At 63.7% G+C, this 21,945-nt stretch carries 22 protein-coding genes; 18 read left to right on the top strand and 4 right to left on the bottom strand.

What is annotated here, in order from left to right:
* Positions 1-38 precede the first annotated feature (38 nt).
* The 7 genes from MST27_RS01160 (at position 39) to fba (ending at position 7,287) form a co-directional block, all read left to right on the top strand.
* The gene (locus MST27_RS01160; RefSeq protein WP_243604524.1) at positions 39-959 is read left to right on the top strand and encodes a LysR substrate-binding domain-containing protein; all 921 of its coding nucleotides are present in this window, start codon (positions 39-41) and stop codon (positions 957-959) included.
* A gap of 96 nt (positions 960-1,055) precedes the next feature.
* Positions 1,056-3,053 (top strand): transketolase, encoded by a 1,998-nt coding sequence (tkt, locus tag MST27_RS01155; protein WP_243604171.1) that lies wholly within the window; start codon positions 1,056-1,058, stop codon positions 3,051-3,053.
* 107 nt (positions 3,054-3,160) lie between these two features.
* On the top strand, positions 3,161-4,207 hold the full coding sequence (gene epd, locus MST27_RS01150) for an erythrose-4-phosphate dehydrogenase (RefSeq protein ID WP_243604170.1): 1,047 nt from the start codon (positions 3,161-3,163) through the stop codon (positions 4,205-4,207).
* 50 nt (positions 4,208-4,257) lie between these two features.
* The gene (locus MST27_RS01145; RefSeq protein WP_243604169.1) at positions 4,258-5,418 is read left to right on the top strand and encodes a phosphoglycerate kinase; all 1,161 of its coding nucleotides are present in this window, start codon (positions 4,258-4,260) and stop codon (positions 5,416-5,418) included.
* A gap of 89 nt (positions 5,419-5,507) precedes the next feature.
* Positions 5,508-5,702 carry a hypothetical protein gene (locus tag MST27_RS01140; protein WP_243604168.1) on the top strand — a complete coding sequence of 65 codons (195 nt, stop codon included), beginning with the start codon at positions 5,508-5,510 and terminating at the stop codon, positions 5,700-5,702.
* 28 nt (positions 5,703-5,730) lie between these two features.
* Positions 5,731-6,066, top strand: coding sequence for an MliC family protein (locus tag MST27_RS01135; protein ID WP_243604167.1), 336 nt, complete (start codon positions 5,731-5,733; stop codon positions 6,064-6,066).
* A 156-nt stretch (positions 6,067-6,222) separates the two neighbouring features.
* The gene (fba, locus tag MST27_RS01130) at positions 6,223-7,287 is read left to right on the top strand and encodes a class II fructose-bisphosphate aldolase (protein WP_243604166.1); all 1,065 of its coding nucleotides are present in this window, start codon (positions 6,223-6,225) and stop codon (positions 7,285-7,287) included.
* Positions 7,288-7,369: 82 nt separating this feature from the next.
* Here fba and MST27_RS01125 read toward each other — a convergent pair whose 3' ends face one another.
* Positions 7,370-7,747 carry a response regulator gene (locus MST27_RS01125; RefSeq protein ID WP_243604165.1) on the bottom strand — a complete coding sequence of 126 codons (378 nt, stop codon included), beginning with the start codon at positions 7,745-7,747 and terminating at the stop codon, positions 7,370-7,372.
* A gap of 187 nt (positions 7,748-7,934) precedes the next feature.
* Here MST27_RS01125 and MST27_RS01120 point away from each other — a divergent pair, with 187 nt between their 5' ends.
* The 5 genes from MST27_RS01120 (at position 7,935) to MST27_RS01100 (ending at position 10,619) form a co-directional block, all read left to right on the top strand.
* Positions 7,935-8,555 carry a class I SAM-dependent methyltransferase gene (locus MST27_RS01120; RefSeq protein WP_243604164.1) on the top strand — a complete coding sequence of 207 codons (621 nt, stop codon included), beginning with the start codon at positions 7,935-7,937 and terminating at the stop codon, positions 8,553-8,555.
* A 277-nt stretch (positions 8,556-8,832) separates the two neighbouring features.
* A complete protein-coding gene (locus MST27_RS01115; protein WP_243604163.1) occupies positions 8,833-9,111 on the top strand; it encodes a DUF3509 domain-containing protein in 279 nt (92 codons plus the stop codon).
* Between the two features lie 116 nt (positions 9,112-9,227).
* Entirely contained in the window at positions 9,228-9,701 is a 474-nt protein-coding gene (locus MST27_RS01110) for a hemerythrin domain-containing protein (RefSeq protein ID WP_243604162.1), read from the top strand.
* 324 nt (positions 9,702-10,025) lie between these two features.
* A complete protein-coding gene (locus tag MST27_RS01105; protein ID WP_243604161.1) occupies positions 10,026-10,367 on the top strand; it encodes a hypothetical protein in 342 nt (113 codons plus the stop codon).
* Between the two features lie 63 nt (positions 10,368-10,430).
* On the top strand, positions 10,431-10,619 hold the full coding sequence (locus MST27_RS01100) for a hypothetical protein (RefSeq protein WP_243604160.1): 189 nt from the start codon (positions 10,431-10,433) through the stop codon (positions 10,617-10,619).
* 39 nt (positions 10,620-10,658) lie between these two features.
* Here MST27_RS01100 and MST27_RS01095 read toward each other — a convergent pair whose 3' ends face one another.
* Positions 10,659-11,843: a BaiN/RdsA family NAD(P)/FAD-dependent oxidoreductase gene (locus tag MST27_RS01095; RefSeq protein ID WP_243604523.1), complete on the bottom strand. Its 1,185-nt coding sequence runs from the start codon at positions 11,841-11,843 to the stop codon at positions 10,659-10,661.
* Positions 11,844-11,956: 113 nt separating this feature from the next.
* Here MST27_RS01095 and MST27_RS01090 point away from each other — a divergent pair, with 113 nt between their 5' ends.
* On the top strand, positions 11,957-12,751 hold the full coding sequence (locus MST27_RS01090) for a substrate-binding periplasmic protein (RefSeq protein WP_338052411.1): 795 nt from the start codon (positions 11,957-11,959) through the stop codon (positions 12,749-12,751).
* Here MST27_RS01090 and yccS read toward each other — a convergent pair.
* Positions 12,742-14,928, bottom strand: coding sequence for a YccS family putative transporter (yccS, locus tag MST27_RS01085; protein ID WP_243604159.1), 2,187 nt, complete (start codon positions 14,926-14,928; stop codon positions 12,742-12,744). The genes MST27_RS01090 and yccS overlap by 10 nt on opposite strands.
* A 196-nt stretch (positions 14,929-15,124) precedes the next feature.
* On the opposite strand from yccS, the gene MST27_RS01080 reads away from it, so the two are divergent.
* A complete protein-coding gene (locus MST27_RS01080) occupies positions 15,125-16,603 on the top strand; it encodes a PhoX family protein (RefSeq protein WP_243604158.1) in 1,479 nt (492 codons plus the stop codon).
* 165 nt (positions 16,604-16,768) lie between these two features.
* Here the strand turns inward: MST27_RS01080 and dbpA are convergent, their stop codons facing one another.
* Positions 16,769-18,148, bottom strand: a complete 1,380-nt coding sequence (gene dbpA, locus MST27_RS01075) for an ATP-dependent RNA helicase DbpA (RefSeq protein WP_243604157.1) — start codon at positions 18,146-18,148, stop codon at positions 16,769-16,771.
* A gap of 131 nt (positions 18,149-18,279) precedes the next feature.
* On the opposite strand from dbpA, the gene rloA2 reads away from it, so the two are divergent.
* The 4 genes from rloA2 to MST27_RS01055 all read left to right on the top strand — a co-directional run bounded on the left by rloA2 (position 18,280) and on the right by MST27_RS01055 (position 21,937).
* Positions 18,280-18,801 (top strand): retropepsin-like aspartic peptidase RloA2, encoded by a 522-nt coding sequence (gene rloA2, locus MST27_RS01070; RefSeq protein WP_243604156.1) that lies wholly within the window; start codon positions 18,280-18,282, stop codon positions 18,799-18,801.
* A 488-nt stretch (positions 18,802-19,289) separates the two neighbouring features.
* Positions 19,290-19,553, top strand: coding sequence for a DUF4212 domain-containing protein (locus tag MST27_RS01065; RefSeq protein ID WP_243604155.1), 264 nt, complete (start codon positions 19,290-19,292; stop codon positions 19,551-19,553).
* Between the two features lie 5 nt (positions 19,554-19,558).
* Complete coding sequence (locus tag MST27_RS01060; protein WP_243604154.1) at positions 19,559-21,328, top strand: sodium:solute symporter family protein; 1,770 nt, start codon at positions 19,559-19,561, stop codon at positions 21,326-21,328.
* A gap of 90 nt (positions 21,329-21,418) precedes the next feature.
* Positions 21,419-21,937, top strand: a complete 519-nt coding sequence (locus tag MST27_RS01055) for a hypothetical protein (RefSeq protein WP_243604153.1) — start codon at positions 21,419-21,421, stop codon at positions 21,935-21,937.
* The last annotated feature ends 8 nt before the right edge of the window (positions 21,938-21,945 follow it).

Below are 21,945 nucleotides of genomic sequence, written 5' to 3'. Positions count from 1 at the left end.
ATCTCGGATGAGTTTTACTCATGCCACCGGTGCCCGGCATGACGGTGCGCATGCCGCCGCTTTACGCGCTGCGCGCCTTCGAAGTCGCGGCCCGCTTCGGCTCGTTCACACAAGCGGCCGAAAGCCTGTGCATCACCCAGAGTGCGGTGAGCCGCCACGTCAAGACGCTGGAGGAAAGCCTCGGCTGCCAGCTGTTCGAGCGGCGGGGTTCGCGGCTGGCACTGACCGACACCGGCCGCGTGCTGGCGCAGGAGCTCAACGCGGGGTTTCGCACCCTGGAGAATGCCTGCATCGCCGTGACCCGGCAGCGTGATGCGTTACGGCTAAAGGCGCCGTCGACCCTGACCATGCGCTGGTTGCTCGGCGTGCTGGATGACTTCCATCTGCACCACCCGCAGGATCGCGTCCAGCTCACCAGCGCCTGGATGGACCTCGACGCCGTGGATTTCCACAACGAGCCCTTCGATTGCGCGATCCTGCTCGGCCATGGCGGCTTCCCGGCTGACTGGAACCGCGTGAAGCTGTTCGACGAGTGGCTGGTGCCGGTCTGTTCGCCCGGCTTTCAGGGCGGTGCGCCCTGGACGCTCGAACGTCTGGCCAACGCCGAGTTGATTCATCCTTCACGGGATTGCCGGGACTGGCGCCGCTGGCTCCAGCGGGTCGGCTGGGTCGATGCCGTGGCGTGGCAGCAGGGCAAACTGTTCGACACGCTGGAGCTGGGGATCTCGGCGGCGGCCCAGGGGCATGGCATCTCCATCGGAGATCTGGCGCTGGTCGAGGCTGAACTGCAGAAAGGGTCACTGATGCTGCCGTTCGATCAGGCGGTCCGCTCCGGCGACAGCTACTACCTGGTCTGGCCTGCCGGTGGCGAGACGCCGGTCACCCTGACGCGGATGAAGGAGCACCTGCTGCGGCACCTGCCGGACAGGGACAATCGCGGCATCCGCCTGCTGGAATGACCGCGGCGAAGGCCCTCATTCAGTCATTGCCCCACCACGCTCGGTAGGGGAAAATGGCCGCCTTTTTCTACGTACACCCCCGCAGGAGATTCAGCGATGCCCAGCCGTCGTGAGCGAGCCAATGCCATCCGCGCCCTCAGCATGGATGCTGTGCAGAAAGCCAACAGCGGCCACCCGGGTGCCCCCATGGGCATGGCGGACATCGCCGAAGTGCTCTGGCGCGACCACCTGAAGCACAGCCCGACCAACCCGCAATGGGCCGACCGTGACCGCTTCGTGCTGTCCAACGGCCATGGTTCGATGCTGATCTACTCGTTGCTGCACCTGACCGGCTACGACCTGTCCATCGATGACCTGAAAAACTTCCGCCAGCTGCACAGCAAGACCCCGGGCCACCCGGAGTTCGGCTACACCGCCGGTGTCGAAACCACCACCGGTCCGCTGGGGCAGGGCCTGGCCAACGCCGTGGGCTTCGCCCTGGCCGAGAAGGTCATGGCGGCGCAGTTCAACCGTCCGGGCCACGCCATCGTCGATCACAACACCTATGTCTTCATGGGCGACGGCTGCATGATGGAAGGTATCAGCCATGAGGTCTGCTCGCTGGCCGGTACCCTCGGGTTGAACAAACTGATCGCCTTCTACGACGACAACGGCATTTCCATCGACGGCGAGGTGCACGGCTGGTTTACCGACGACACCCCGCGCCGCTTCGAGGCCTATGGCTGGCAGGTGATCCGCAACGTCGACGGCCACGATGCCGACGAGATCCAGATCGCGCTGGACACCGCCCGCAAGAGCGACCGCCCGACGCTGATCTGCTGCAAGACCATCATCGGCTTCGGTTCGCCAAACAAGCAGGGCAAGGAAGAATCCCACGGCGCTGCGCTCGGCGACGCCGAGATTGCCCTGACCCGCGAAGCGCTGGGCTGGAACCACCCGCCGTTCGAGATTCCTGCCGAGATCTACGCCGAGTGGGACGCCAAGCAGAAGGGCGCCGACGCCGAGAATGAGTGGAACAAGCGCTTCGCCGCCTACGAGGCCGAATTCCCGGCCCTGGCCGCCGAGTTCAAGCGGCGCATGGCCGGTGAGCTGCCGGCGGACTTCGCCGAGAAGGCCAGCGCGTTCATCCGTGAAGTCGCGACCAAGGGCGAGACCATCGCCAGCCGCAAGGCCAGCCAGAACTGCCTGAACGCCTTCGGCCCGCTGCTGCCGGAGCTGCTCGGTGGTTCGGCGGACCTGGCCGGCTCCAATCTCACACTGTGGAAGGGCGTCAAGCCGGTGGTCGAGGAAGACGCATCCGGTAACTACATCTACTACGGCGTGCGCGAATTCGGCATGAGCGCCATCATGAACGGCGTCGCCCTGCACGGCGGCCTGATTCCCTACGGCGCGACCTTCCTGATGTTCATGGAATACGCGCGCAACGCCGTGCGCATGTCGGCGCTGATGAAGCAGCGGGTGATCTACGTGTTCACCCACGACTCCATCGGCCTCGGCGAAGACGGCCCGACCCACCAGCCGGTCGAGCAGCTGGTTGCGCTGCGCACCACGCCGAACCTGGATACCTGGCGTCCGGCCGACACCGTCGAATCCGCGGTGGCCTGGAAGCACGCGGTCGAGCGCAAGGACGGCCCGAGCGCGCTGATCTTCTCGCGGCAGAACCTGCCGTTCCATGTGCGTGATAACGAAACCGAAGGGGCCATCGCCCGCGGCGGCTACATCCTGAAGAACTGTGTCGGCGAGCCGGAGCTGATCCTGATCGCCACCGGTTCGGAAGTCAGCCTGGCGGTCCAGGCCGCCGGCAAGCTGGCCGAACAGGGCCGCAAGGTGCGCGTCGTCTCCATGCCCTGCACCAGCGTGTTCGATGCCCAGGACGCGGCCTACAAGCAGTTGGTGCTGCCGGTGGAAGTCGGTGCGCGCATCGCCATCGAGGCGGCGCATGCGGACTACTGGTACAAGTACGTCGGCCTCGACGGCCGCATCATCGGCATGACCACCTACGGCGAGTCGGCCCCGGCCAACCAGCTGTTCGAGGAGTTCGGCTTCACCGTCGACAACATCCTCGCGGTGGCCGAAGAGCTGCTGGAAGACTGATCGCGACGCCGGATGGCTGACCGCGGTCGGCTATCCGGCGTAACCCCACCTTCCGTAGGGTGGAAAACCCGCAACGCGGTTTTCCACCGCCAGGATCGACGAATCCAATGGCCAACGCCCGTCCCTATCGCGTCGCCCTCAACGGCTACGGCCGCATCGGCCGCTGCGTGCTGCGTGCCTTCTATGAACGCGGTGCGGCCTTCGATTTCCAGATAGTCGCGCTCAACGACCTGGCCGACATGGCCAGCATCGAATACCTCACCCGTTTCGACTCCACCCACGGGCGCTTTCCCGGCGAGGTCGGCGTAGAGGGTGATTGCCTGCACCTCAACGGCGACTGCGTGAAGGTGCTGCGCGAATCGACTCCCGAGGCCATCGACTGGGGTGCACTGGACATCGACCTGGTCTTGGAATGCTCGGGCGCCTACAACACCCGTGCGGGCGGGCAGCGTTTCCTCGACGCCGGCGTACCGCGCGTGCTGTTCTCCCAACCCATGAGCGGCGCCGGCGATGTCGACGCCACCGTGGTGATGGGCATCAATCAGGGACAGCTGAGCGGGGCCGAGCGGCTGGTGTCCAACGCCTCCTGCACCACCAACTGCGGCGTGCCGCTGCTCAAATTGCTCAACGAGGCGGTGGGTATCGAATACGCTTCGATCACCACTATCCATTCGGCCATGAACGACCAGCCGGTGATCGACGCCTACCACCACGACGACCTGCGCCGCACCCGCTCGGCCTTCCAGTCGGTGATTCCGGTGTCCACAGGGCTTGCGCGTGGTATCGAGCGTCTGCTGCCGGAACTCTCCGGGCGGATTCAGGCCAAAGCGGTGCGGGTGCCGACGGTGAACGTGTCCTGCCTGGACATCACCGTGCAGACCTCGCGTGACACGGATGCGCACAGCGTCAATCGAATCCTGCGCGAAGCCGCCGAATCCGGGCCTTTGCATGGCCTGCTGGCCTACACCGAGTTGCCGCATGCCAGTTGTGATTTCAACCACGACCCGCATTCGGCGATCGTCGATGGCAGCCTGACGCGCGCGTCCGGCCCGCGACTGGTGAACCTGCTGGCCTGGTTCGACAACGAGTGGGGATTCGCCAACCGCATGCTCGATGTGACCGATCATTATCTGGGCGTGGCTCATCGCCGCTAGCGGCCCGCGCCTGGAACATCGCTGCTTCTCGACCTTTAAGGAAGACCAACATGACCGTTTTGAAGATGACCGATCTCGACCTCCAGGGTAAGCGCGTGCTGATCCGCGAGGACCTCAACGTGCCGGTGAAGGATGGCGCGGTGAAGAGCGATGCACGCATCCTGGCCTCGTTGCCGACCATCAAGCTGGCGCTGGAAAAAGGTGCTGCGGTGTTGGTCTGCTCGCACCTGGGCCGGCCGGAAGAGGGCGTCTACAGCGAGGAAGACAGCCTCAAGCCGGTCGCCAACTACCTGTCCAAGGCCCTCGGTCGTGAGGTGCCGCTGGTCAAGGACTACCTGGGCGGCGTAGAGGTCAAGGCCGGCGAGCTGGTGCTGCTGGAGAACGTGCGCTTCAACAAGGGCGAGAAGAAAAACACCGACGAGCTGGCGCAGCAGTACGCCGCGCTGTGCGACGTCTTCGTCATGGACGCCTTCGGCACCGCGCACCGCGCCCAGGGCTCGACCCATGGTGTGGCCAAGTTCGCCAAAATCGCTTGCGCCGGCCCGTTGCTGGCCGCCGAACTGGACGCGTTGGGTAAGGCGCTGAAGAGCCCGGCCAAGCCGATGGCGGCGATCGTTGCCGGTTCCAAGGTATCGACCAAGCTGGACGTGTTGAACTCGCTGAGCCAGGTCTGCGACCAGCTGATCGTCGGCGGTGGCATCGCCAATACATTCCTCGCCGCGGCGGGGCACAAAGTCGGCAAGTCGCTGTATGAGCCGGACCTGGTCGATACGGCCAAGGCCATCGCGGCCAAGGTCAGCGTGCCGCTGCCGGTCGATGTCGTGGTCGCGAAGGAGTTCGCTGAAAGCGCTGCCGCGACCGTGAAGTCGATCGACGAGGTCGCCGACGACGACATGATCCTCGACATCGGGCCGAAGACCGCCGCGCAGTTCGCCGAGCTGCTGAAGTCCTCGAAGACCATCCTCTGGAACGGCCCGGTCGGTGTCTTCGAATTCGACCAGTTCGGCGAAGGCACCAAGACCTTGGCCAAGGCCATCGCCGCGAGCGATGCCTTTTCGATTGCCGGTGGTGGTGACACCCTGGCGGCCATCGACAAGTACGGCGTCGCCGAACAGATCTCCTATATTTCCACAGGCGGTGGCGCCTTCCTCGAGTTCGTCGAGGGCAAGGTGCTGCCAGCGGTCGAGGTGCTCGAGCAACGCGCCGGCTGATCGTCGACCGGTCAAGCGCAACGGCAGAAGGCAACCCTGTGCGCCTGGCGCTGTCTCTGTTCTGTCCAGACAAGGAATGGAGACTCACCATGCGTCATGTCGCGATTGCTGTTTGCCTGCTCGGCCTGGCCGGGTGTGCCGGGGCCGGTCCGGATTCGGCCTGCGAAGTATTCGATCCGCCGCCGGCCGAGAGCCCAACCGCGCAGAACGACCAGCGCGTAGAGATGCAGAGCACCGGCGACCCCACCGCCGGCACCACCGCCGACGTACAGGATTGCCCCTGAAACGAGGCGGCCCAGGCAAGGAGAAGCAATGAAAGGCCTGTTCATTACCACCGCCGCCGCGCTGATGCTCGGCGGTTGTGGCCACTGGCAATCCGGGCCCGACGCGCCCTTCGTCCGCTGGAAATGCCAGAGTGCGCAGCACATCGCCTGGCGTTATGCCGATGAAAGCCGGCAGGTGGTGGACTTGAAAATTGGCGACAGCGAAGGGGTTCATACTCTGCGCAAGGAACCAGCCACCCGCGGTGCTTTCTATAGCGATGGCGTAGTGGCCTTTCACGACAAAGGTAACGAAGCGCTGGTCTACCGGATCGCCGACGACAAGCTGCTGGCCCATGGCTGCAGCGCTTCGCTGATTACCCTCTGATTGGCGGGTTATGTCCGGACTCTGCGTTTTTTAGCGGATGGCTTTTGCCCCGTCCGCCACTACAATGCCGCGCCATGCTGCGCGGTGTTTGAATACCGCCAGCCGCTGCGGCAGGCTACAGACGATTAATCGACCCTAACCGGGAGAAAGGAAACCATGGCACTCATCAGCATGCGCCAGATGCTCGACCACGCCGCCGAATTCGGCTACGGCGTGCCGGCTTTCAACGTGAACAACCTCGAGCAGATGCGAGCCATCATGGAAGCGGCCGACAAGACCGACTCCCCGGTGATCGTCCAGGCTTCGGCCGGCGCTCGCAAATACGCTGGCGCGCCGTTCCTGCGCCACCTCATCCTCGCGGCGGTGGAAGAATTCCCGCACATCCCGGTGGTGATGCACCAGGATCACGGCACCAGCCCTGACATCTGCCAGCGTTCGATCCAGCTGGGCTTCAGCTCGGTGATGATGGACGGTTCGTTGAAGGAAGACGGCAAGACCCCGTCCGATTACGAGTACAACGTCCGCGTGACTCAGCAGACCGTCGCCTTTGCCCACGCCTGTGGCGTCTCGGTTGAAGGTGAGCTCGGCTGCCTGGGCAGCCTGGAAACGGGTATGGCCGGCGAAGAAGACGGCGTCGGCGCCGAAGGCACCCTGGATCACAGCCAGCTGCTGACCGATCCGGAAGAGGCCGCGGACTTCGTAGCCAAGACCAAGGTCGACGCCCTGGCCATCGCCATCGGCACCAGCCACGGCGCCTACAAGTTCACCAAGCCGCCGACCGGCGACACCCTGTCGATCCAGCGCATCAAGGAAATCCACCAGCGCATCCCCGATACCCACCTGGTGATGCATGGCTCCTCCTCGGTCCCGCAGGAGTGGTTGAAAATCATCAACGAGTACGGTGGCGACATCAAGGAAACCTACGGCGTGCCGGTCGAGGAGATCGTCGAGGGCATCAAGTACGGCGTACGCAAGGTGAACATTGACACCGATTTGCGTCTGGCCTCCACCGGTGCCATCCGCGAATTCATGGCGAAGAACCCCAGCGAATTCGACCCGCGCAAGTACCTGGCCAAGACCGTCGCCGCCATGCGCGACATCTGCATCGCCCGCTACGAAGCCTTCGGCACCGCCGGCAACGCCTCGAAGATCAAGCCGATCTCCCTGGAAGGCATGTTCCAGCGTTACGCCAGTGGCGAGCTCGACCCCAAGGTCAACTGAGCCGCGCTGCAATGAAGACGAGCCCGCCCTGTGCGGGCTCGTTGCATCAGGGGCCACAAAAAGGGTGAAGATGCCGGGGGATTCAGCCGAGCAGCTGCTGAATCTGATTGCGCAGGGTTTCCAGGGAGAAGGGCTTGGCCAGGATCGGCGCCGAGCGCGCGATTTCGCTGCCGGACTCGTAGATTTCGATCGGATAGCCGCTGATGAAGATCAGCTTCATCTCCGGGCGCAGCTTCAACGCCGGTTCGGCAATCATGACCCCGGAGATCCCGCCAGGCAGGCGGAAGTCGGTTACCAGCAGGTCCAGTCGAGGCTTGGTCGCCAGGATGTCAAAGGCCTGAGTGGCATCCGCCGCCTCCAGCACCTCATAGCCTTCGCTGGCCAGGTAGTCGAACAGCAGGGCGCGGATGTGGGGCTCGTCCTCAACGAGCAGAACGACTTTGGCAGTGGGATGGCTCATTGGAGCTGTTCTCGATCTTTCGAATGCGGATCGCTAAGGTGATTGGGTTCGGCCGCGAACCGTTGGACGAGGGGTTTGAGCGCGCTCGCACCATGCAAGTTCATGGATATCGGTCGTTCCGTCAACCGCTACTTGATAATTGCTAGCCAATAGACGTTTACGCGACGGTCGCCACGAGGGAATCACCATGTCGGATCTGGATACCCAGGCCATCACCGAACGAACGCTCGACGATTATCGGGCAAACGCCGAAGCCTTCCGCGACGGCACCCGCGACCACGATGTCAGCCAGAACATCGAGGCGCTGCTCAGGCATATTCGCGGCGAAGCGCCGTTTCGCATTCTCGATCTGGGGTGCGGTCCCGGGCGTGACCTGAAGACGTTCACCGCCCTGGGCCACGTCGCGGTGGGGCTCGACGGCGCGGAACCCTTCGTGCGAATGGCTCGTGAAGCGACTGGCTGCGAAGTCCTGCATCAGCAATTTCTGGCGTTGGATCTACCGGCGGCCTCCTTCGACGGCATTTTCGCCAATGCCGTCCTGTTTCACGTACCCAGTCGTGAGCTGGACGGCGTGTTACGCAAGCTCCATAGCGCGCTGCGCCCCGACGGTGTCCTCTTTACGTCCAATCCCCGGGGCGACAATCAGGAGGGTTGGAGCGGCACGCGCTACGGTGCCTGGTATGACTGGCCGACCTGGCGTCAGTGCCTTGAAAAAGCCGGTTTCGTCGAACTGGAGCACTACTACCGGCCCGCTGGTTTGCCACGTGACCAGCAACCCTGGCTCGCCAGCGTCTGGCGCCGCGGATAGGCGCCCTATCGATCACCTGACCCCCCGGTTTGCGGGCCGGTTGCGCCCCGGTTAGACCGGCTCGATCTGCCGGCGCGGCGTGGCTTGGGCATTGCCAGCTATTCCGGCCGGGACAGCAGAATGCATGCCGAATTCCGCTGCTTCATGCGTTTTGCACGCAGACAAATTGCCATTATGTGATGCAAGTCACTGATTTAAGCGGTTTTTGATGTTTCGCCCGGTTGGCACGAACGGTGCTCTAGCTCCGTACGCTGGAAACATAACCGGAGTAAAAACAATGATCGCCGCTGAAAAAATTCTCGCTGCCGCGTTCCCCGAGTTCGAAGTTGTCACCGTGCCGCGTCCGGATGGCGGGCTTCTGCTGACGTTGCGCAATGACGACCGCGACATCATCAAACGCGCCCTGTCCAAAGGGCAGACGCAGACCAACATCCAGCTGGAATGGGTGGTCAGCTCGATTCGCCGTGACCTAGCCCTGGAGGCCGGAATGTCCCCCGCGATTGCACGCCTGCAGAGCCAGAGCCGTACGGGACTGCCCACGTACGAATACGCCTGACCGACCGTGAGGCCGCTGAACCGAGCCTCGCACTCAAGCGCTGCCGCCAGCAGCCACGCGCGCACCGGGCCGCAGAGCCCGGGCGTCGCAGACCTGATGAATGATGAGGAAGCCGCATGAATGCTATCGACCTGCTGATCGAAGATCACGAGACCCTGAAGGACCTCCTTTCCCGCCTGACCGACACCACAGAGCGTGCCGTCAAGACGCGCACTGAGCTGTTGCAGAAGCTGGAAATGGAAGTGTCCATCCATACCCAGATCGAAGAGCAGATTCTCTATCCGGCCTACAAGGAAGCAGGTGGCAAGGAGGAGATGAAGATGTACCACGAAGCCAAGGAGGAGCACCGCACCGTGGACGCGCTGGTTCTGCCCGATCTGAAGGCGACCGACCCGTCGAGCCTGGAGTTCTCCGGCCGCGCCAAGGTGTGCAAGGAGCTGCTCGAGCATCACATCGAGGAAGAGGAGGAGGAGATGTTTCCTCAGGCACGCGAGCTGTTCGACGCGAAGCGGCTCGAGGAGATGGGTCAGCAAATGGCCGAACTCAGGACTCGTCTGAAAAAGGAATTCAGCGCCCGTAACGCGGCGTGATCCCCCGGGCGGGCCTCATGGCCCGCCCCGTTTACCTCTCTGCTGCCCGCCTTTCCGGCGACGCCAACCTGTCGCTGCGCCCCGGCTGATCTGCATCAATAACCCCGTCCCGATCTGCTGCCATCCCATGGTGTTCCGCTTGTTACGCTATGGGCTCTGGTCGTTCGAGCAGATGGCATCCTGATCGCACCCGGGACCGTCGGGCGGACGGTCGAGGCCCGGTGGGCACTCATGGCGCTTCGCAGGGTCAACCTCTTCAGAGGGTCCCTAGGGATCCGAATGCCGCCGGCCTCGGGTCGGCCTGACTATCTGTTGGAGGTTTTCATGCGTCTTGCTTATCTATCCGCCCCTCTTCTTGGTCTGCTGCTCGTTGGCTGTGGTCCCGACGAGGAGCGCGAGCGCGAGGCAACACCACCGCAACCAACTACCGAACAGCCCGCGGCGCCCTCGACCGGCACGCCGCCGAGCAACTCCGGCACTACCGGCACTGGCGCCAACACCAGCCCTGAAACCGGCACCAGCAACGGCTCCGGTGCAGGCATGACGACAGGCGAGTCCGGCGATATGAATACCGCGCCCGGCGATAACGGCAGCGGAATGGGCACTGAATCCGGCGCCGGCACTGCGCCGAATACCACCGGCACCGGTACGGGCGCTGCTCAGTAATCGAGCGGGGAGGGCGGCGAATCAGCCGCCCGTCCGGGCCAATCCGATGCGAGGAGGTTTTCGATGAACACCCGACCAGTCGCCGTTTTACTGGCGTTTCCCTTGGCGCTGCTGCTGGGTGCGTGCTCGCCTGATGACGAGCGCTCGGCCATGGAGAACAACGAGCGTAACCAGCAGGAGTACCAGAACACCGCGACGGATCCAGCCGGGCCGCGCGAGGTATCGCCGCCGTCCAATTTGTCCAACGAATAACGGAAGGGCGCTTCGTCCGGGCCGCCGCACCCTGGCGGCTCAGACGTGCTGGGCCGCCGCGTAGCCGGATGCCCAGGCCCACTGGAAATTGAAACCGCCCAGGTGTCCGGTCACATCCAGCACCTCACCGACGAAATACAGCCCCGCCACCTTTTGCGATTCCATCGTCTTCGACGACACCTCGCGCGTGTCCACGCCGCCGAGAGTCACCTCCGCGGTGCGATAGCCCTCTGTGCCAGCCGGCACCAGTTGCCAGCGGGCCAGCCGCTCGGCGATGGCCTCCAGCTCCGCCTTGCCGTACTGCTTCAGCGGCCGCGACTCGAACCAGTGCTCGGCCAGCAGCGTCGCCATCTTGCGGGTGAACAGCTCGCCCAGCAGCGTCTTGAGCTCGGTGTTCGGCCGCTCGTGGCGCTGCTCATCGAGCCAGGTCGGCAGGTCCAGGTGCGGCAGCAGATCGATCTCCACGACATCACCCGGTTGCCAGTAGGAAGAAATCTGCAGGATCGCCGGGCCGGACAGGCCGCGATGGGTGAACAGGATGTTCTCGCGAAAGCTTTGGCCGTTGCAGGTGACCTGGCAGTCCTCGACCGAGGTGCCCGACAGTGCCTCGCACATGGCCTTGAGCGATGGGTCGGTGACGGTGAAGGGGACCAGCCCGGCGCGGGTCGGCAGCACGGTATGACCGAACTGTCGCGCCACCTGATAACCGAAGCCGCTGGCGCCGAGGGTCGGGATCGACAGGCCGCCGGTGGCGATGACCAGCGACTGGCAGTGGAGCTCGCCGGCGTCGCTCTGCAGGCAAAAGCCGATTTCAGTCTTGTCGATGCACTGCACGGCCGTGTCCAGACGCAGGTCGACGCCCGCCTGTTGGCACTCGTCGATCAGCATGCCGAGAATGTCGCTGGCCTTGTTGTCGCAAAACAGCTGGCCGAGCTTCTTTTCGTGATAGGGAATGCCATGGCGGCTGACCAGATCGATGAAATCCCATTGCGTGTAGCGGGCCAGGGCAGACTTGCAAAAGTGTGGGTTGCCAGACAGGAAGTTGGCCGGCTCGGTGTACAGGTTGGTGAAGTTGCAGCGCCCACCGCCGGACATGAGGATCTTCTTGCCGGCCTTGTTGGCATGGTCGAGCAGCAGGACGCGCCGGCCTCGCGCCGCCGCGGTGAAGGCACACATCAGCCCCGCCGCGCCGGCGCCTATGATCACCACCTCTGTCTGTAACACAGCCACCTCGGTAGGGTGTGTAAAACGCGGCATGGTACTCCGGGTTCAGAAGCCCTGCAGCAACGGTGCGAGGCGCCAACTCATTCAGTTCGGCAGCGTCGCGAAATTGTGCTTTGCTGAAGAGGGTAGCGTTCTGCCATGAGGGTGTGGATGTGGGCGGGATGATGGGGGTATTGCTGCTGACACTGCTGGCGTCCACGTCGGCGGTGGCCGAGGTGTTGCGCTTGGCGGGGAACGCCTGGCCGCCCTATACGGATCAGCGCTTGCCCAATTCGGGACTTTCGGTCGATCTCATCAGCACCGCGCTGGGCCGGGCCGGTTACCAGGTCCAGTATGTCGAGGTGCCCTGGGAACGCGCGTTGCGCGGACTGAAGTCCGGTGACTACGACATGGTCAACGGTTGGTGGTCGGCGAAACGCGCGCGCTTCGCCAGCAGTTCCCGCCCGTTCCTGAGCAATCGCATGCGCTGGGTGCAGCGCAGCGAAGACAAGGTCCATTACGACGGGGTCGACAGCCTCACGGGCTACGCCATTGCCCTGAGCCGCGGTTACGCCTATGGCGATGAGCTGCCGCCTGACGAGCGCTTGCATATCGGCTACGCCATCAATTTCGTCCAGGCTGCTCGAATGGTGCTCGCCGGTCGTGTGGACCTGACGCTCGAGGACGAGCTGACCGCGCAGTTTCACTTCGACCGAGAACTGGCCGACGCCAGCGACCTTCTGAGCTTCGTGCCGGGCGAGTTCCGCGTGCTGGACCTGTCACTGGTGGTGCGCAACGACCACCCCCGACGAGCCTCGATCCTGGAGGCGTTCGATCGGGAGATCGCCGCGATGGCCGACGATGGCACTTACGCCGCGATCTTCGCCCGCCACGGCTTGCCGGTGCCCTCGGCGCTGCCTCAGCCCTGAGCCGGAGACCCCTGGCGCAGCAGGTGCGCCACCATCCCGCGCAGCGGCGCCAGTTGCCGGCAGATCAGGCCCAGCTGGGTCTGCAGCAGCCGGTGCGCGTCGTCCATCTCCTCCGGTGCCTGCTCGAGCTGCTGGGCGAGCGCTTCCTCGGCCTCGCTGTACACCGCGACGGGCTGGTTGTCCTGCAGCGCCTTGGCCAGCTCGTCGAGGCTCGTCGCCAGGCGCGCCGCTGCGTCCTCGAGCATGGCGTCCCGGGCATCGTCCGGCAGGCTTTCGCGATGGGCGCCCAGGCCCGACAGGTAATTGAGCAGCGTGTGCGAGAGGATCAGGAAGCGAAAGCCCGTCTCGGCATCTTTACGGAAGTGGCCGGGCTCCAGAAGCATGTTCGACAACGTGGTCGAGAGCGCGGCGTCGGCGTTGTGTGCGTTGCGTCGGGCCAATCGATAGGCCAGATCGTCGCGCTTGCCGCTTTCGTACTGCGCCATGATCTGCCGCAGGTAGTCGGCGCTGCGGCTGAGGGTGTTGGCCACCACCTGGTTCAGGCGGCGGCCTTGCCAGTCGGGGAGGATCAGGAATACCGCCGCGGCGGCGATCAGGCTGCCGATCAGGGTATCGACCAGTCGCGGCCAGAACAGCCCGTAGCCGTCGCCGACCTGATTGAAACAGAACAGCACCAGCAGCGTGATGGCGGCGGTTGCCAGGGTGTAGCGGCTGCTGCGGGCGGCGAAGAACACCACGCCGGCGACCACGGCGAACAGTGCCTGCACCTGCTGGCTGGGGAAGAGATCGAACAGTGCCCAGCCGACGGCCAGGCCGAGCGCCGTTCCGGTGATGCGCTGGACCAGTTTGATCCGCGTCGCCCCATAGTTCGGCTGGCAGACGAAGACCGTGGTCAGCAGAATCCAGTAGCCCTGGTCCGGGTGGATGGTATGCAGCACGGCGTAGCCGGCCACCAGCGCCAGACTCATGCGCAGGGCGTGGCGGAATTGCAATGAGGTCGGCGTGAGCTGCAGACGGATGCGCGCGAGCGCATCACGCAGCGACTGTGGCTCGCGATCGAGCAGGCTGCTGTCCTGCTCGCCTTCGAGCGCATCCGGGTTGCTGGCGCTGGCGAGCTGGCGCTGCATGTTGCCGAGGTTGCCGGACAGCGCACGCAGCGAGCGCAGCAACCCGCGCCAGGCAGGGTTGCTCTGCAGGCGAAGGTGTTCGAGCGAGGCTTCCAGGTCGGCCAGGGCCTGCGCATTCGCTTCACTGTAGCGGAAGGGCTGGCGCAACTGGATGGCGTTCGCCAGTTCGGCGCACGCCACGCTCTGCAGGCGCAGCAACCGTCCGCAGCGGAACAGTACGTCGCTATGGAAGAAGGCCTCGGCCAACGCCTGATAGGGGTAATGCGACGAGCTGACCCGCTCGTGCAGGTCCTGGGCGAGGAAATACAGCTTCAGGTAGTGGCTGATCTTGACGCCCGGGCGGCCGTTGCCCAGGCGATGCAACAGGGTTTCCTTGGTGGCGTTCAACGCGCTGACGACCCGACCGTTCTGCTGCGCCAGTTCCAGGCGGCGCTCCTCGACGTCCAGCTGCCGTACCGGTTCGAACAGAGCGGCCTTGAGCTTGAAATACTGCCCCAGCTCGCGATACAGGCGGGCCAGACTGTGCTGCACGGGCTGGTGCGCGAACAGCGCGTTCCAGACGATCGACAGCAGGCCGTACCAGGCGGCGCCCGCGAGCAACAACAACGGGTCGCGCCAGGGATGAAGGCCTGCGCCGCTGCGCTGATCGGCCGCGATCATGCTGTAGATGGAAAGAATCAGTGTGGCCTGGGCGATGGTCGCGTAACGCTCACCCAGCGCGCCGAGCATCACCAGGCAGAACGCTGCCGCGGCCATGGCCAGCGCGAACACCCAGGGGTAGGGAAACAGCAGCTTGACCGACGCCGCAGCAATGCTGAAGCAGAACAGCGTGACCAGCAGCGCCGAGAGACGGCCCAGCCAGCTGTCGTCCGTTTCGGCCAAGGCGCTGGCGATGACTCCCAGAAACAACGGGATGACCATCGATGGCTCGGCCAGATACCAGCTCAGGCCCATGCTCGATGCCAGCGCGATGGCGACGCGCAGGCTGTAGCCGAACTTGTCCAGCGCCCAGAGGCGCCGCAGGGAGTGGCTGAGCGAGGGTGAGCGCATGCAAAGGGTCCGACCGGCTGATGGAGAAACGGATTGGACGCGGTTCAGATGACGGCGTCACGACAAACGTAGCAAAGCTTATACCGACCACTGATCCCGCATCACCGGAACGAAACCGCATGGTCATCGTTTCGCCGTATTCGTCTGGCTTCATTCATGCCGCCCCTCCTTCCAATCTATAAACAGAGGACACCGCATGAACCGTGAACATGATGCCAGCCGCCGCAGTCTGCTCAAGGGTGGCGCTGTTGCCGCTGTAGTCGCCACCACGCCATTTCTGGGCACGCTGCAGGCCTTTGCCGCGCGCAACGCCCAGGGTCGTAACGCAGGCGTGGTGCGCAGCAGCTACGGCCCGCTGCGCCCGACGCGTGATCTGTCCACCGGCCTGGAGCTGCTGCAACTGCCGGACGGCTTCCAATACAAGAGCTTCTCCTGGACCGGCGACATGATGGAAAACGGCCAACCGGTGCCGACGTCCCATGACGGCATGGGCGTGATCGCGGTGCGCCGCGGCGCCAATGGCCCGGAAATCGTGCTGGTACGCAACCATGAAGCCGGCACGGGGAGCCTGATCGAAGCCAACGGGATCTACGACGGCGTGACCCTCTCCAACGGCCAGCGCCCGGCCGGTGGTACCACCAACCTGTATTTCTCCCGCGGCATCGACCAGCCGGTGCGCACCGTACCCAGCCTGGGTGGCACCCGCACCAACTGCGCCGGCGGTGTCACGCCCTGGGGCACCTGGTTGTCCTGTGAGGAAACCACGGCCGACTACACCAGCGTGGGCGGTCGCGCGCATGGTTATGTCTTCGAAGTCACAGCCGACCCGGCGTTGACCACCGGCCAGCCGATCATCCAGATGGGCCGCTTCGCGCATGAGGCGGTCGCCGTCGACCCGCGCAACAGTTACGTCTACCTGACCGAGGACGCGCGCAACCGCGCTGGCTACTATCGCTACATCCCCACCGACGCCAGCCAGCAGCCCGGCTCCCTGGCCGCGGGCGGCATCCTCCAGGCGGCACGTGTGCGCAACCGTGAACTGGTCGATCTGCACGCGCCGCGGCAGGGCGACAGCTACCAGCTCGAATGGGTGGAGGTGGCGAACCCGGACCTCGAACCGCAGCCCGAAGGCAGCGGCCCCTATGCACAGGCTCGCCGTGCGGGCGGCCTGAGCATGAGTCGTGGCGAAGGCATCTGGTACAGCGAAGGCAAGCTCTACATCGTCGACACCAGCGCCGGTACCGATGCCCAGGGTCGCGCCGGCTATGGCCGCGGCGCGGTGTGGATGCATGACCTGGCGACCGATCGGCTGACCTGCATCTTCGCCTCGACCGACGCCGAGATCGCCAACAACCCGGACAACGTCACTGTCAGCCCGCGCGGCGGCGTGCTGCTCTGCGAAGACGGCGGCGGTGTGCAGGACATGTACGGCTTCGGCGAACGTCTGCTGGGCCTGACCGACGCGGGCGAGGCCTACATCTTCGCCAAGAACAACGTGGTCTTCGAGGACGTCCAGGCCGCTGCGGCCGGCAAAAAGGTTTCCGGCGGCGACTACCGCAACCGTGAGTTCTGCGGTGCCTGCTTCGATCCGACCGGGCATTTCCTGTTCGTCAACATCCAGACCCCCGGCATCACGTTCGCCATCTGGGGCCCCTGGGCCCGCGGTTCGCTGTAATCCGCTCCCGAGGCGAGCCGAGCGACAGGATGTCGTTGGGTTCGCCGGTCGCGCCGCTCGCTTCGATGCATCGAGCAAGGCGCGGACGCTCTACGGAACGGGCAATCCGTTTCGCAACGAGCCTGCACGCGAGGAGGCGGCAGGCTCGTTATTTCCCGGTTTTGCTCAAAGCGTGCGGACCTTCAGGGAGCGGCCCTTGATCTTGCCGGCATTGAGGCGATTCAGGGCCTGCTTGGCGACGTCTCGCTCGACGGCGACGAACGCCTGAAAGTCGAAGATCGCGATCTTGCCCACCTGCGTGCCGGGAAGCCCCGCATCGCCCGTCAGCGCGCCGAGGATGTCGCCGGGGCGCAGCTTGTCCTTGCGGCCGGCCGCGATGCACAGCGTGACCATGGGCGGCTGCAACGGGCTGCCTGGTTGCACCTGCAGGTCGCTCAAGGACTGCCAGTTGAGCGGCGCTTTCTGGCGATCCTCGATAGCCTGGGCGCGGTGGGCTTCGGCAGGCGCAACGAGGCTGATGGCGATGCCTTTCTTGCCGGCCCGCCCGGTGCGGCCAACGCGGTGGATATGGATTTCCGAGTCGCGCGCCAGCTCGACGTTGATCACCATGTCCAGCGCGTCGATATCCAGCCCGCGGGCGGCGACATCGGTTGCGACCAGCACCGACAGGCTGCGGTTGGCGAACATGGCCAGGACCTCATCGCGGTCGCGCTGCTCGAGGTCGCCGTTGAGCGCCATGGCGGAAATGCCCTTTGCGGTAAGCGCATCGACCAGTTCCTGGCATTGCTGCTTGGTGAAGCAGAAGGCTACGCAGGACTCCGGACGAAAGCTGCCCAGGATGCGAACGACCGCTTGCATGCGCGCTTCGGGGTCGATTTCGTAGAAGCGCTGCTCGATCTGCGTGTCGTCATGCAGCGCTTCGACCTTGACCTGCTGCGGATCGCGCATGAAGGTCGAGGCGAGTTGTTTGATGCCGGCCGGGTAGGTGGCCGAGAACATCAGGGTCTGCCGCTTGCTCGGGGTCTGTCCGATGATCTCGGCGATGGCGTCGTAGAAACCCATGTCGAGCATCCGATCGGCTTCGTCGAGTACCAGCTTGTTCAGGCCGTCGAGTTTCAGCGAGCCCTTTTTCAAGTGCTCCTGGACGCGCCCGGGCGTGCCGACGATCACATGCGCGCCGTGTTCGAGCGAGCCGATCTGCGGGCCGATGGAAACGCCGCCGCAGAGCGTGAGGATCTTGATGTTGTCGGCCGAGCGCGCGAGCCGGCGAAGCTCCTTGGCCACTTGGTCGGCCAGCTCACGCGTCGGGCAAAGCACCAGCGCCTGGCAGCCGAAATAACGTGGATTGATGGGCTCCAGCAGGGCGATGCCGAAAGCGGCTGTCTTGCCGCTGCCGGTCTTGGCCTGGGCGATGAGGTCCATGCCCTTGAGCATGACCGGCAGGCTCTGCGCCTGGATCGGCGTCATCTCGAGGTAGCCGAGCGTCTCCAGGTTGGCCAGCGTGGCGGGGCTGAGGGGGAGGGTGGCGAATGCGGAACGGGGCACGGCGATAATCTGCTGGAGGGACGGGCCAGCAGTCTAGCAGGCCGGTGGCGTCGGCGTGGCACCGCCGCGTGGCGAACCCCCGGGGGCGAGACGGGTCCGAAGGAAGGTCAGAAGAAACCCCGGAGGTCGTTTTGTCCCGTCTGCTGTTGCTGTTGAGTACCTTGACCCTTCCCGTCGTCGCCGCAGAGCCGACCCTGTTCGGGCGCTACGAACAGATCAAGATCGAAGAGATCGGCAAGACCCTGAAAGCCAAGATGGACACGGGGGCGATGACCGCCTCGTTGTCAGCGCGCGATATCGAGCGATTCGAGCGCGATGGCGAGGACTGGGTGCGCTTTCGCCTGGCGGTCGAAGGGGCTGACGACACCCTGTACGAACAACCCCTGGCGCGCATCGCCGAAATCAAGACCCGCGCCGAGGAGCAATCCGACCCGGACGATGACACCGACGCCGAGCGAGGTCCGGACGTCGCCGAACGGCCCGTGGTGCAGATGCAGCTGTGCATCGGCGATCAGCTACGCGACGCCGAGGTCAACCTGACCGACCGTAGCCATTTCCGTTATCCCCTGCTGATCGGCGCCACGGCCATCCGCGATCTCGAGGCGGCCATCGATCCGGCGCAGAAGTACACAGCAGGCCGCCCGGCGTGCTGAGCCCTCCAACCTGTCGAATGACGGCGCGTCCGCCCACCTGGCGGCAGGCGCGCCGCGGCGTTGCTCCCGTTTTTTTAATTAATAGCTTTTTATATGGCGCGGCCACAGATAATCAGTGGCTTGCCTGCAATTAATTGATATTGGTTTTTGTCGTAATTGCGCTATTAAGTCGGGCGGCCGATTAGTCTGCAGATTAAAAAATGATTATTTAATTGGTCGAGGGAGTTTCTAAATCGAGGTTGGAGCTGTTTGATTCACTTGCCTTGCCGCCTCCCCGCTGCCGGTGACTGGCGAGTCGGGCCCCGTAGCGCTTGGTGCGCCTTCACACCCTAGTGTCACGGGCGCAGCAGACAGCCTCTCAGAGCGGCTCAGCAGGCGATCCAGAGCGCTTGTCAGACTAAAGTCGGGGCTTTCTTTCCGTCGCGTATCCTTGCTAAATTCAGGCTGTGGTTTCCTTCACCTGTAATAACAATAAGACGGAGAACGTCATGGCCGACGGCGACAAAACAAATGCTGCTGCGTACTGGAAGGCGAATGTTCGCCTCATAACATGGAGCTTGGTGGTCTGGGCTCTTGTCTCTTATGGCTTCGCCATTCTTCTGCGCCCTTTGCTGGCGGGTATCCCGGTCGGGGGGACTGACCTGGGTTTCTGGTTCGCTCAACAGGGTTCCATCATCGTGTTCATTGCGATCATCTTCCACTACGCGTGGCGGCTGAACAAACTGGACAAGGAATTCGGGGTTGAGGAGTAACCACCATGAGCCAATATTGGATCAACATGCTGTTCGTGGGCGCCTCGTTCCTGCTCTATATCGGGATCGCGGTCTGGGCTCGCGCTGGATCGACTAAAGAGTTCTACGTCGCCGGTGGTGGCGTTCACCCCGTGACCAACGGGATGGCGACCGCAGCTGACTGGATGTCCGCAGCGTCCTTCATCTCCATGGCCGGTCTGATCGCCTCTGGCGGTTATGCCACTTCGGTGTACCTGATGGGCTGGACCGGTGGCTACGTGCTGCTGGCCATGCTGCTGGCACCCTACCTGCGCAAATTCGGCAAGTTCACCGTACCGGATTTCATTGGTGACCGGTTCTACAGCCGTGGCGCGCGCCTGGTGGCGGTCGTCTGCCTCATCCTCATCTCCGTTACCTACGTAATCGGTCAGATGGCGGGTGCTGGCGTGGCGTTCTCCCGCTTCCTGGAAGTGAGCAACTCCGCTGGTATCTGGATTGCTGCTGCCATCGTGTTCGCCTACGCGGTATTCGGCGGCATGAAGGGCATCACCTACACCCAGGTGGCGCAGTACGTGGTTCTGATCATCGCCTACACCATTCCGGCCGTGTTCATCGCCATGCAGCTGACTGGCAACCCGATCCCGATGCTCGGCATGTTCAGCACCCATACCGAATCCGGTCTGCCGCTGCTCGAGAAATTGAACCAGGTGGTAACTGACCTCGGTTTCACAGCGTATACCGCTGACGTCGACAACAAGCTGAACATGTTCCTGTTCACCCTGTCGCTGATGATTGGTACCGCTGGTCTGCCGCACGTAATCATTCGCTTCTTCACCGTACCGAAGGTAGCTGATGCTCGCTGGTCGGCTGGCTGGACTCTGGTCTTCATCGCCCTGCTGTACCTCACCGCCCCTGCCGTTGGCTCGATGGCGCGTCTGAATCTGGTGAACACCATCTATCCAGAAGGCCCGGCTGCCGAAGCGATCCGCTACGAAGATCGTCCGGAGTGGGTGCAGACTTGGGAACGTACCGGTCTGATCCAGTGGGAAGACAAGAACAGCGATGGTCGTGTACAGATGTACAACGACGCCTCCGCTGCCTTCACTCCGACTGCGCAGGAGCGTGGCTGGAACGGCAACGAGCTGACCGTGAACAATGACATCATCGTTCTGGCCAACCCGGAAATCGCAAACCTGCCGGGCTGGGTCATCGGTCTGATCGCTGCGGGTGCTATTGCTGCTGCGCTCTCGACTGCTGCGGGTCTGCTGCTGGCGATCTCGTCTGCCATCAGTCATGACCTGATCAAGACACTCATCAATCCGAAGATCAGCGAGAAGAGCGAAATGCTGGCAGCCCGTCTGTCCATGACGGCCGCGATTCTGCTGGCAACCTGGCTGGGCCTGAACCCACCGGGCTTCGCCGCCCAGGTGGTTGCACTGGCGTTCGGTCTGGCGGCAGCGAGCCTGTTCCCGGCGCTGATGATGGGTATCTTCTCCAAGCGCGTGAACAGCAAGGGCGCTGTCGCCGGTATGCTGGTTGGTGTGATCTCCACCGCCGTGTACATCTTCCTGTACCTGGGCTGGTTCTTCATCCCGGGCACCGCAAGCATCCCGAACACGCCTGATCAGTGGTGGATGGGCATCTCCCCGCAGGCCTTCGGTGCCGTGGGTGCGATTCTGAACTTCGCTGTTGCCTACGCCGTTTCGATGGCTACCGAGGCTCCGCCGCAGGAGATTCAGGATCTGGTCGAGAGCGTTCGTACCCCGAAGGGTGCTGGCGTTGCGCTTGATCACTAACTGATAATGCGCCAATTGTCAGACTTGGTCTGATGCTGAAGTAGAGTCGGGCTTCCATATGGAAGCCCGATTTTTTTAAGGAAGCTGTTTATGATCTGGCATCTCATCGCTGCAATTGTCGCTGCTGTAGCAGGTGCGGGCATCGCGTTGCTGTTGCGCTCCCTTACTCGAAAGCGGCTGCCGAAGTGGATCATCCCGGTGTTCGCCGGCCTGGGCATGTTCAGCTATACGGTTTATTACGAGTACAGCTGGTTTGACGCCAAGCAGGCACGGTTGCCGGAGGGCGCCGTGGTGGTAGCGAGTGAAGAGGGCAGCATGCTGTGGCGGCCCTGGACTCTGGCCTACCCCATGCCGCTGGTCTACACGGTGCTGGATCGAGCGAATGCGCAGATTCAGGACACCGATCAGGGGCGTGTGGCCCGGTTTGTCCTGTATCGCTTCGAGAAGCAACATCTGGTTTCTACCGTGAAGAGCCTGCCATACCAGGCCCTTTGCGCCGAACGCGTGATGTTCCAGCTTAATGACGCCGGCGAAGCCAAGGCGCAGAGCGTGGCCGAGCTGGACGAGCAGGGAGCGCTTTACCAGGCGATCTGCACCTCGGATCGTTAACGTCAGGG

Origin of the sequence: Stutzerimonas marianensis, assembly GCF_022810315.1 — a bacterium.
GTDB classification, from domain to species: domain Bacteria; phylum Pseudomonadota; class Gammaproteobacteria; order Pseudomonadales; family Pseudomonadaceae; genus Stutzerimonas; species Stutzerimonas marianensis.
This window is presented reverse-complemented; position numbering and strand designations above follow the sequence as displayed.